Consider the following 10,428-nt stretch of genomic DNA (forward strand, 5'->3'; position numbering starts at 1 on the left):
CCTTAAAGCTAGACTAAAGGTCACACGCTTCGCGAATTACCACCCGTCACGCAAGACGGCCCTCGTCGGAGGCGTACGAAGTTCGGTTTCCGAACGGGCTAGCTTCGGGCAATCGCCTTACGCGTGTGCGCCGCTTCTTGCAACTTTTGTCGTGACTGCTAGGCTCTGCGATCAAGCACTATAAAAGATATACTTCGTGTTTTGTACTTGGAGTGAAACATGCCATCAGCAGCACTTTATGAATGGACATTTACTGCGACGGAGAGCGTTGACGGTGATTCCTACACTGGCGCGGTCGTAACCGCGGATCCCACGACGTACTTTCAGGGTGAAACTGTTGCCGGTTCGACAGTTCAGGATGGTGGTGTTTGGACATACACGATTACAAGTGGCGCCATTGGTCCCATTGTTACTGCTCCTGGCGATCCTCAGCTTCCTGCGGCTTCGGGCGAGGTTGTCGTTTTTAACTACCAAACGGCGAATGGATATAACTTAGCCACGACCGGCGAAATCCAATTCCTTTTTATGGGCGGCTATCTTAGCGGCGAAAGCGGGCTAGGAAGCGAAAGCGGTGCGATAGCGTTTAATGATGGAGGGTCGAATCTGATTTTCAACGAATCCGTCCCAGTTGGCGGACAAAATGCAGTGTCTTCGCCGCCAAATGGCTTTCCGGGTGACGCGGCAGGACTCATGGTGCAGCTGCCCGGCACGGATGCGATTGATTACATTAAGATCTCGGGCTCGACGTTAACTTCGGGTTCAACCATTCAATTATCGGATTTGGTCGCGCCATATACGGCCTTCAAAGTCGTGGCCGATGCCGGGATTGGAACGAATGACTTCGGACAGTACAACGGTTACGGGAATACGCTAATTACCCAAGGAAACGGCGGCCAAATCGATTTCCTGAAAGTCGATCAAAGCGGAAATCTGATCGGAAGCTCGTTGATGAGCGGATCTTATTGGGATGTTCAGGCGAGCATTCCGATGGGGCTCACGAATTTTTCTACACCTGCTGGTGTGCAGTCCCCCGCACTGGTGAGCCAATCGTCATCAGGCCAGATCGACCTCTTGTGGTTTAATTACCCGGCCGGCAATACTCTAAACAACAGCCTTCTGCTCGATGGAAGCTATTGGAAAGTTACGGCGGCTGGCAATGTCACCGGTGACGGTCACGCTGACCTCGTCACACAGAGTTCCGGCGGCCAAATCGACTTCCTGACTGGCTTCAGCGGTACAACGCTCACGCAGAGTGCACTGGTGCAGGGGTCGTACTGGGACGTGAAGGGTACCGTCGATCTGGATCACAATGGTCATCAATGGCTCATCACTCAAGATTCGGTTTCAGGGCAGGTTGATCTCTTGAAATTCTCTGGCAACAGCTTGGTCGCTTCCGATCTATTGCAACAGGCGCTCCCCCCAATCGTCAGCGGCAGTCAGGTGGCCTCGAACCATTTTGGCATTTTCTAAAGCCCATACTCCGCGCTTCCGGCACTATAGTGCGAGCTGTTGGGGCCGCGTCCAGAAGGCTTCTTCTCCTGGGCGCTCATTCGTAAAAGATGGTTCTAGTGCATTCCGACTTCAGGGGGATGGGTCGAATGATGGGAAGTAGCGAAGAGGCGGGAATCTTTCCGATCGCGTTTGCGGTCGTCATGGTGCTTACGATCGCGCCATTCGCGACGGAGGGCTGACATGGGCCCAAGCTTGGCATACTACGACATGCTGTATGAGATGGAGTACCGTTGCCAAGACGGCCAACTGACCGGGCAGCAATTACGCGATGTCGTTGTCAACCTTTTGAGAAGATACCCTGAACATCGCGACACCAGAGCATCTACTCTTAGTTTCTTAGCAATCACCGATGCCTTCAATTGCAACCGCCAAACCGGAAGCCAGCAGGCGCGAACTAAAGCGGCGACAGTGGAAAATATTGGGCTGAGGGCGAAGAAATGACGGTGTTGGCGTTACCGCATTGGCTGATACTGGCGGGTGCGGTGTCAGTGATCGCGGGCTGTATTGGAATCGCGATTGGCCGAAAGAGGCCCGCGGAAGTCGACGATAATCCCATCAGCGAGGCGAGCGCTGCACCGCGCCCGCAGATGCCACCATTGCCGCGTCTTCTCGATTCTCGACCAAAGGCCGCGCCCCCGCCGACTGACCGTCGCCAGGACACGCTAGAGCCAGCGCCGCCGAAGCCCAATCCGTAGGATATATGACCAACAGCCACCGGCGCGTGACCGCGCTTTCGAGTTTGCTTTGCGATTTTGTCCCACTGTTCGTAAGCGCTTAGCCGGAACTCTTGCTTCGGGATCTGGATAGCTGTGCGAAGAAGCCTCCGGCTTGGACGGAGGTTTGGGGTGGGATTGGACAGCAAAAAGGACGTCCATTTAGACGGCTCATCGGCGGGGTCGGTGAGCCGGCTGGAAGTTCTTGACCGTCTGGGCGCCGTGTGCGTTCGGAAGCTGAGAGAGCTCGGATCGTCGCCGAGAGTCTGTTACCTGGTGCTCAGGTGTCCGACGTGGCGCGCAAGCACGGAGCGACACGCTGGCAGATCTACGATTGGCGACGGCGGTTTCGACAGCGAGGCAGGTTGCCGCCGTGCGAGGCGTCCCCGCCGACATTCGCACCGCTGGTCGTGGAAGGTGGGTTGGAGGAGCATCAGGCTCCGGCGATCAAGCTTGAGATTGCGATCGGTGATGTCGTGCTGCGGACGGATACGGCCATTGATGCCGAGCAGCTGTCCCGGGTGATCCGTGCGGTGCGAGCGTCACGATGATCGCGCCCAGTGCTGATCTGAAGATTTACGTTGCAACGCGGCCGATCGACTTCCGCTGTGGCCACGATGGGCTTGCGACGAAGGTGCAGGAGATGCTTCATCTCGACCCGTTCAGCGGAGCAGCCTTCGTGTTCCGCTCGAAACGAGCGGATCGGATCAAGATTTGGTCTGGGATCGAACGGGCCTGGTGTTGGTGCACAAGCGCTTCGAAGGTTGCAAGTTTGTTTGGCCAACGATCGCGAACGGCGTGATGCGGATGTCGCCGGCGATGTTCGCGGCCTTGTTCGAAGGACTGGATTGGAGACTGGTCCGCCCGGAAGAAGCACGGCGCCCGCAAGTGGCGGGATAACTGCGGCAGAATGACTCGGCAGCTATTTTGATCGTGGCACGCGCGGCGGCGATATGCTCGAAATAGCGCATGAGCATCGCTGCGCTGCGCGACGAAAACGAACGCCTGAAGGCGCTTTTGGCGCAAACGCAGGCGACCTTGAGCGAGCATCAGGGGGCGCTGGCGGCGTCGGAGGAGGCCCGACGCCGGCTGGAGATCATTCTCGGCGAATTGCGACGCGACAGGTTCGGCGCGAAATCCGAGAAGCTGCGACCAGATCAGTATCATTTACCGCTCGAAGACGTGGAGATCGCGCAAGGCATCCTGGATGCCGCGCAGGAGAGAGCCGAGGCGGTGATCCAGGGTCGATCACGGAACGCGCCAGATCATGGTTCTCATCGCAATCGCGGCTGCTTGCCTGCCCATTTGCCGCGGGTGGAACGGATTATCGAGCCTGCGAGCACGCTCTGCCCGTGCGGTTGCGGCGCCATAACGAAGATCGGCGAGGACGTCAGCAAGCGCCTCGACGTGATCCCAGCGCAATGGCGTGTGCTGGTCACACGCCGCCCGAAATACATCTGTCGCCGCTGCTCGGGTCCTGTCGTGCAGGCGCACGCACCGGAGCACGTCGTGCCCGGCGGGCTGCCGACCGAAGCGGTCATCGCGCACGTGATCGTCTCCAAGTTTGGCGACCATACGCCATTTTACCGTCAGGCCGAGATCTATGCCCGCCAGGGGATCCGGCTTGATCGGGCGACACTGGGCAACTGGTCACTGTTCCGCCCCTAGAGGAGAATCCGCAACCGGGGAAAATCCGTGCGCTTGCTCATCAACTCTACAGCGCGCTACCCCAAATTTGCCGCCGAACGACAATGGGCGGCTCCTGACTGTTCGACGACAAGGGGCTATGGTGGGTAGCCTGAACTCTCCAGAACGCACCAGCGGGCTCCTGAGGCGCTCTAAAGCCCGGCCGGTTGAATATCTGCCGGAGATCGGCTTTGCTCACCGAGGGCGTTCGTCCGCTGTTGTTCGCCCTCGCTTGGAAGGCCAATTTGAGCTGCACCTCGATGTTGGTGTCGCTGACTATCGAACACTGGATCGCCGCGCAGCGCCATCAACGCATTGTGCTTCAGGTGTCGAATCACCCAAGGGGCATCGACCAACGCTTCATCGACCGCTCGTTGTTGAGCTGCCCGATGAGAACTCGCGGCTGAAGCGGTTGCTGCGCCTCAGGGCTTCGGATCAGCAAAATTCAAATTTCGTAGAGTAGTATCGCTTGGCGAGGTGTGGTCTTTCATGTTGTCGCAATCACGACGAAAGGCGAAACGCCCGCGGCGACTTGCCAGTCCAACGTCGGCACGCGTGGCTGAAAGAACTCGCCTCCTCGAAACCGAGAAGCCAAGCGATCCTAGAGATCGGCATATCATGGTCCGCCAAATAGCGGGCGGCCAAGGTCGCCTTGAGCTGCTGAAGGACTTCGTTGAATGTCACGCCTTCTTCGGCAAGCCTGCGCGTCAAGGTTCGCGTGCTTACTCCGAGGCTCTTGGCGACAACGTCCATCTTTGCTTCGCCGTGGGGGAGCAAGGGCGAGATGGTATTCTCGATCCGAGTACGGAACATGCCGGTGCTGCTCTTGCGAGACCTAAGACTTTCTTCGCAGACCCTGCGCAGAATTTTATTTAATTGAGAGTCAGCATCGACCAGCGCCCACGTCGCCGACCCCGCTGGGAAACCGATCTCATCGACACCTTTGCCGAATTGGAGACCCTTCCCAAAGAAGCTCGCAAACTTTGCAGTACCTCTCGACCGAATGTGACTCATAGATACGTGTTTGGGAATGAACCGACGGCCGCTCAGCGTGCGAAACACTCGCACCATTGCAGCGACGCAGAATTCGATCTGTTGTAGATCCGCATGACGGGAAATCCCAGAATAGGTTAGACGTAACGTGGGTTCGCGCGCCTCTCGATACTGAAGCACGACGGCTTCGTTGGTAATGCGACTGTAGCGCGAAGCACGATGTAACGCATCTCCGAGAGTATCGGAGGATGCCATGACATAGTACAGCACCCCGAGTTCACGAAGGTCGAACTCTTTGGCGAGATTAAAGCCTAGAAAATCATCGTTGAGAGCTTCGGCGGCGGTATGGAGAAAAGCGATCTGGTTAGAGGCGCTGATACGTCGCTCGGGATCGTCGATCTGGTCAATGGTCAATCCCTCGCGCGCCAGCAATGGCTCCAAGTTGATACCCGCTCCGCGCACGCGATCGGCTGCTAGTCGCGACAATCCTCCTTGCACCGTCGGCAGGTCGGACAGTCGCTTGATCGATGGTCCAGTGACCGTGCGTGGCATGGTTCGCAACCAAGTCTTTGGCGGAAAATAACAAGTAGTTCTTCTGAGCACAACTTACTTCGGCTATCGACGGTCAACCGCGCCAGCATAGATGATACTACCCGTAGTTTTATCGATTCGTGCCGCTGGCTACCGAGCAGTGACGTTAGAGGGGCCTCGGGCCAAAGGACGATCGATGACGTTTATCGACCAATTGAACGCTTTAGCGACGCGCATTCCACGCAATGCGTTTCGGGCTTATGGCGCACTTGATCACCTGACCTATGTCCTTACCCAGGACGGCAGCGTCGTTTACGTTGGAGAAGGCAAGCCCGCGCGGGCCACGAAGCAGTTCGTGCAGCGCGGCAAGAACAGCCTAGCCTTCGACGACTTCATCGCTGCGCATTTGCCAAAGTTCGAGGTCTTTCTCGCTGCGTCCAACATCATAAAGGCGGTGGCCCTGGAGTTCGAAGGAATTCTGATGACGGAGTTCACACCCCGATTTAACGAACGCGGGCCAGCGTCGAATTGGGCGTCGTGCGAAGTCGGCCCCGACACGAAGCCTCATGAGACCACTCACTTCAACAGTTATCCACCGCTCGGCAAATCGGTTACGGTCGCCGACCACCGCGTTAGGAATGAGGCGGCCGGGCTCAATCGGAATGCTATCAAGAGCATTTTGCATTGGGATCAGCTCGAACCAAATATTATCACCATCGAGCCGCCAAGCATTACCATTCACGCCGATCGCACGGGGGTCTAGAAGTGCGGATAATTGGAAGGGTACGCAGCGTCGCCTTAGAGACGCTCGGGCGGCTCCACGTCGTCGCGCAACTTGGCATCGTGAGTCTCGCGTGTTTGCTGGTTGGGGGCCTAATTTTCTGGCTCTGCAATGAGCTCGTCTACTATTACGTAGCGCGCGGATATGCCGAAGAACTTGCCGACGCTTACGATCTTAATCCGGGAGCGACTAAGTCCGTACTTTGGGCCAGTTTTGCAGCGATTGTAGTATTTGCGGGATACGCGATCTCGTTCTCGAAGCAAAAGCGACGCCTTGGTTACGTAGGTCTCTTATCACTCTTGATCGGACACTCCTTGCTACTTGGGCGCATTGACGCGAACTTCCAAAAGAATGGTGTTGCCGAGAAATGCTACGTGATGACACGCACGAGCATAAAGACTCTGAATCGCTTGGGTATCGATCCTGAGACGGGTCGCGAGTGCCGTCCCCTCACGCCTCAAATCATCGAGAAGATCGAGGAGTACAGAAGGGGGCACCGACCGACGCAAATCACGTCAAGTGATCTAATTTTCTTTGATCCAACAACGGGGGAGCCCGTCGTATGGTTCTCAAGGAACGATCGCGGCCAAGTCCAGCTGTTCGACTTAATGGGGTTCCATCCTCAGACGGGAGAGGAATTGGTACCTGTCACACGAGAGGTGGCGAACGAATGGAAGCAGCAGAACGCCAAAGTTGCCCGGCGGGTGCCCGTTCGCGTTATGGAGCCCGAGAAATATGGTTTCTTCGATCCAACTACTGGAGCGGCCAAGGTTTGGTATTGGCGAAGCGGAAGCGGAGAATACGAATTTTTTGATGGTCCTGGTTTCCACCAACGATCTGGTGATCAACTCACAATTGTCACTCGGGAGGTGATCTCGGACTGGCGTCGGCAGCGAGAGGCACTCGCCGCCCGGAAGAAAGCCGAAGACGAGCAAAGGAACAACGAGGCACGCGAACGCGCCGAACGTGAGGCTCAACAGGCGCAAGAAGCCGCTGAACGGGCACAGAAAACACGGGAGGCTGCTGCCGAAGAACTGCGGCAGCGACAGGAAAGTGGAAACGATTGCGACCGACTTGCCGCTAATCCCACCGATACTAGGAAGGTGGGGGAAGGCGTGCCTTTCGATGTTTTAAAGCATCAGGCCGACCATGCTTATGAGGTTTGCACCGAGGCTGTGGCAACCTTCCCTGGAGAGCTAAGGTATCAATACCAGCTCGGTCGCGCCGCTCAGTTCAAGGACAAGAACCAAGCCTTTGAGATATTTTCGCGGCTCGTTCAAGCGAACTATCCGGCGGCCTTCGACAATCTCGGCGGAATGTACCTCTACGACAGAAAAGATGCGGCGAAGGCGATCACTCTGTTCAAACGAGGCAGCTCGTTGGATGACGCCGACTCGATGGTAAGCCTTGTTGATCTTATCGACAAGGGATTGGTACCCACGTTCAATCCAGAACAGACCAAACTGGCGTTGCTGCACCGGGCCGCTGAACTCGGACATTTGGGAGCACAGCGAGGATACGAATTGGAGCAGCAAAAGGCCGAGCAGGCGCACATCAATCAAATTAATCAGCAGCAAATGATGCAGCTGTTCGGGACATTTATTCAGGGGGTCGCTAGGCGTTAGAAGAGAAGGTTGTTGAGGGAAGGAAATTTCCTCCAACCTGCTGCCGCCAAAGTTGTAGCGCCGCTGAAGTTCGTTCTGGCCCACGACAAGGACCAGAGCATGAAGCGCAACCGCTTTTCGGAAGAGCAGATCATCGGGATTTTGAAGGAGCACGAGTCCGGCGTTTCGGTTTTGCTCCTGTCATCCTTCGGGGTACGATCATCGCTTCCCCTTCCAGTGATGACAAAGATAATGCCTTAAGGGGGCGGCTCGCGCTGTTACTTAGGTAACATACCGGGGTAGGCCAAAATCGCCTTTGCGCGTGGGCGCAATGCTGCCCGCTCCGGCACGACGCGCAAAATCTCGGAACTGGGAGCGATGCAGTCAGTATATTTGGAAGGAGTTGCCAAGCTGCGGCGGTCGGCGCGCTCACCGCACCGCGCTCACTTGTCGGACTTCCCGTCGGCCGTTTTGAGTGTCGGCGGCTCAGTCACGGCCTGATATTTCGGCTGCTTGTCAGGGGTGTAGTAAACGCCACCCAACGACGGTAGTTCTTGCAACAGACGATCGCCCGGAACGTCGTGGATCTGATCCTCGCTTAGGACACCGAACATCAAATGTGCCGCTTCCCCTTCGGAAATCTGCTGTATGAGCTGAGCGGTGTCGAGCCTCTTGACCTCCCTGTCCTTTGCGTAAGCGAAGCCATATGTCGGATCGGCGACATACCAATTTCCATGGTCAAACACCTCGAGCGTTGTGTGCCACTCGGACCAAAGAAAGCTCAGATCTCCGTCGAGCTTGTCAGCGCGGCTATATAGGAGGACGATTCGAGTTGGAGCCGGCAGCATATCGTTAGCGATGGTTGAAAGACCGCTGCAGGCGACATAACAAGCTCCAGACCGTAACTTTCGAAGAAGAGAACTGGTGTCGTCATCAGTACAGAGCGGCTTGCCTTCCGTGGAGTTGTATCGGCTTGTCATGGACTTGATTGCCAAAAAGCTCGCGTCGACGATCGTCATCTCTCGCGCAACCGGCTGATCCTTGGCGAAGCTGTTGCTCGGGTCCGTCTTGATTTCGTCGGGTAGGAGACCGGGCGAGATGATGAACAGTCCCTCGCTTTCTTCCCCGATCGAAGCATAGCACTTCTTGGGTAGAAATCTCAGCAGGGCTGGCTTGCCGGTCTGCGGCGTCAGCAGGAAGTATTTCTCTTCCCCCACCGACCGATCTATGTCGATTGCAACCATTTGACTGTCAGAATCCTTGAGCTTCAGCTTGCTATCAGCCGAATCAAATCGGACGGCGGTGATGGCGCCATCGGGCACCTGGACAGCAACTGCCACGTTCCCCCTCAAAAAAGATCGATAGCAAAAATGCCAGTATAGCGATGCCGGTCGCCAAGCCAAGCACCTGCCATTGTCTACTCCCCAATGAGATTCCCCCAGGGTGCGACTCCGGGTTTGGCTCCGGCGCGTATCAGGCGAAGCTGTTGAACCTTGATCAGGCTGCGGATCTGGTTCTCGATATCCCGGCGAATGGTCACGAGGCGGGATCGCGCAACGAGGATCGCGCGGATCTTCTGGCTTTCTGTGCTCTTGACCTTCACTTCTCGGTACCAACCGACCCGCACCAGCTCGGCAAGACCTCGCGCATCGTTCTCATCGCTCTTGTTTATACGAACCGACAAGGCGGCGTGCGCATGCCGAGCGTCGATGCAGACCAAGGGCAGATCAACCCGGCGGAGGTCATGCCACAGCCAACTCGTCATCGCCCCGGTCTCAAAGCCGATGCGCTCGGCGTGAGGTGCATGTTTGCGAAGCAGGTTAGTCAAAACGCCGGATCAGATTTCACCTTTCCTCGAAGATGGCTTGTCCCATCTCGCCGACCACGCACACCGCGATTTCCCTTTGCGAGACGTCCAGCCCAACGTACTGCTTTGTCATAGCTGCTCCGAATCGGTTGATTGCGAGAGCTCGACGATAGCGTGAGATTCTTCCCGCGAGCGCCGACCGCAATTACGTCATGGTATTTACATACGCAGCTTGGGGATACGAAGCTCGACCGCGCCGGCGCGGGTCTCGCAGATCCGGTCGCGGTAGCCGTTGCGTTGCGCCAAACGCTCGGGGGTCTTCTCGCCATAGGCCGCCCCCCGCCTGGCTTTCGACTTCCAGCTCCATCAGGCGCTGGGCGGCAAAGCCGATCATCTCGCGCAGCAGATCGGCAACAGGGGTCTTCTCCACGAACGTGCGCAGGTTCATCATGTCGTCGGTCATCGGTGGTTCCTCGGTTGCGTTGGCGTGTCGCAACCCGATCCTACCGGAGAACTGCCGGTGACCACCGCAAAGCCGCCCGCCCGCTACGGCGCTATGTGGGGCGCGCGTCCGGGCGGCTTTGCTCTACGGAGCTTCACCATCACTAGGGACACGACCTAGCAGGCTGTTGAAAAAGGCGCTCGCCGTCGACCGGCGACCATGATTCATTCGCTCCGACGAGATTCGGAGACGATGCGTGCGCGGCGGCGACAATCGAACGGACGAGCTGTTCAGCTACGTCGACCTGGAAGCACGGGTGCGGCGTGATCATCCGCTGCGAGCGATCCGGACGATCGTGA

The 10,428-nt window shown here is 57.1% G+C and carries 10 protein-coding genes and 3 pseudogenes; 9 read left to right on the forward strand and 4 right to left on the reverse strand.

Going from position 1 to position 10,428, the window contains the following annotated elements:
* Positions 1-219: 219 nt before the first annotated feature.
* From JQ586_RS39490 to JQ586_RS39515, 6 genes and pseudogenes are all read left to right on the forward strand, one after another.
* Positions 220-1,470 (forward strand): hypothetical protein, encoded by a 1,251-nt coding sequence (locus JQ586_RS39490; RefSeq protein WP_212400032.1) that lies wholly within the window; start codon positions 220-222, stop codon positions 1,468-1,470.
* A 222-nt stretch (positions 1,471-1,692) separates the two neighbouring features.
* Positions 1,693-1,953, forward strand: a complete 261-nt coding sequence (locus JQ586_RS39495; protein WP_212400033.1) for a Rap1a/Tai family immunity protein — start codon at positions 1,693-1,695, stop codon at positions 1,951-1,953.
* Positions 1,954-2,449: 496 nt separating this feature from the next.
* Positions 2,450-2,776, forward strand: a complete 327-nt coding sequence (tnpA, locus tag JQ586_RS41745; protein ID WP_409411051.1) for an IS66-like element accessory protein TnpA — start codon at positions 2,450-2,452, stop codon at positions 2,774-2,776.
* Positions 2,773-3,125 (forward strand): annotated as a pseudogene (gene tnpB / locus JQ586_RS41750) (IS66 family insertion sequence element accessory protein TnpB). Before tnpA ends, tnpB begins: the two are co-directional and overlap by 4 nt.
* Positions 3,126-3,194: 69 nt before the next feature.
* The gene (locus JQ586_RS39510; protein WP_409411052.1) at positions 3,195-3,893 is read left to right on the forward strand and encodes an IS66 family transposase zinc-finger binding domain-containing protein; all 699 of its coding nucleotides are present in this window, start codon (positions 3,195-3,197) and stop codon (positions 3,891-3,893) included.
* A 209-nt stretch (positions 3,894-4,102) separates the two neighbouring features.
* On the forward strand, positions 4,103-4,318 hold the full coding sequence (locus JQ586_RS39515) for a hypothetical protein (RefSeq protein ID WP_212400035.1): 216 nt from the start codon (positions 4,103-4,105) through the stop codon (positions 4,316-4,318).
* A gap of 94 nt (positions 4,319-4,412) precedes the next feature.
* Here the strand turns inward: JQ586_RS39515 and JQ586_RS39520 are convergent, their stop codons facing one another.
* Complete coding sequence (locus tag JQ586_RS39520) at positions 4,413-5,456, reverse strand: AraC family transcriptional regulator (protein WP_212400036.1); 1,044 nt, start codon at positions 5,454-5,456, stop codon at positions 4,413-4,415.
* Positions 5,457-5,631: 175 nt separating this feature from the next.
* On the opposite strand from JQ586_RS39520, the gene JQ586_RS39525 reads away from it, so the two are divergent.
* Together JQ586_RS39525 and JQ586_RS39530 are read left to right on the forward strand one after the other, a co-directional pair.
* Positions 5,632-6,198, forward strand: coding sequence for a hypothetical protein (locus JQ586_RS39525; protein WP_212400037.1), 567 nt, complete (start codon positions 5,632-5,634; stop codon positions 6,196-6,198).
* A 2-nt stretch (positions 6,199-6,200) separates the two neighbouring features.
* Positions 6,201-7,841: a tetratricopeptide repeat protein gene (locus JQ586_RS39530; protein WP_212400038.1), complete on the forward strand. Its 1,641-nt coding sequence runs from the start codon at positions 6,201-6,203 to the stop codon at positions 7,839-7,841.
* A gap of 422 nt (positions 7,842-8,263) precedes the next feature.
* Here the strand turns inward: JQ586_RS39530 and JQ586_RS39535 are convergent, their stop codons facing one another.
* From JQ586_RS39535 to JQ586_RS39545, 3 genes and pseudogenes are all read right to left on the reverse strand, one after another.
* Positions 8,264-9,160: a transglutaminase domain-containing protein gene (locus tag JQ586_RS39535; protein ID WP_212400039.1), complete on the reverse strand. Its 897-nt coding sequence runs from the start codon at positions 9,158-9,160 to the stop codon at positions 8,264-8,266.
* 77 nt (positions 9,161-9,237) lie between these two features.
* Positions 9,238-9,585, reverse strand: coding sequence for a transposase (locus tag JQ586_RS40985; protein WP_249148672.1), 348 nt, complete (start codon positions 9,583-9,585; stop codon positions 9,238-9,240).
* Between the two features lie 267 nt (positions 9,586-9,852).
* Positions 9,853-10,090 (reverse strand): annotated as a pseudogene (locus tag JQ586_RS39545) (transposase); the annotation flags it as partial.
* A 235-nt stretch (positions 10,091-10,325) separates the two neighbouring features.
* Here JQ586_RS39545 and JQ586_RS41425 point away from each other — a divergent pair.
* A pseudogene (locus JQ586_RS41425) lies at positions 10,326-10,428 on the forward strand (IS5/IS1182 family transposase); the annotation flags it as partial.

The organism is Bradyrhizobium jicamae (assembly GCF_018130215.1).
GTDB lineage: Bacteria > Pseudomonadota > Alphaproteobacteria > Rhizobiales > Xanthobacteraceae > Bradyrhizobium > Bradyrhizobium jicamae_A.

Excerpts from the sequence above, each read along its gene's own strand:
- JQ586_RS39490 (WP_212400032.1), top strand. The coding sequence starts at position 220 with ATGCCATCAGCAGCACTTTATGAATGGACATTTACTGCGACGGAGAGC.
- JQ586_RS39495 (WP_212400033.1), top strand. The coding sequence starts at position 1,693 with ATGGGCCCAAGCTTGGCATACTACGACATGCTGTATGAGATGGAGTAC.
- JQ586_RS39510 (WP_409411052.1), top strand. The coding sequence starts at position 3,195 with ATGAGCATCGCTGCGCTGCGCGACGAAAACGAACGCCTGAAGGCGCTT.
- JQ586_RS39520 (WP_212400036.1), bottom strand. The coding sequence starts at position 5,456 with ATGCCACGCACGGTCACTGGACCATCGATCAAGCGACTGTCCGACCTG.
- JQ586_RS39525 (WP_212400037.1), top strand. The coding sequence starts at position 5,632 with ATGACGTTTATCGACCAATTGAACGCTTTAGCGACGCGCATTCCACGC.
- JQ586_RS40985 (WP_249148672.1), bottom strand. The coding sequence starts at position 9,585 with ATGACGAGTTGGCTGTGGCATGACCTCCGCCGGGTTGATCTGCCCTTG.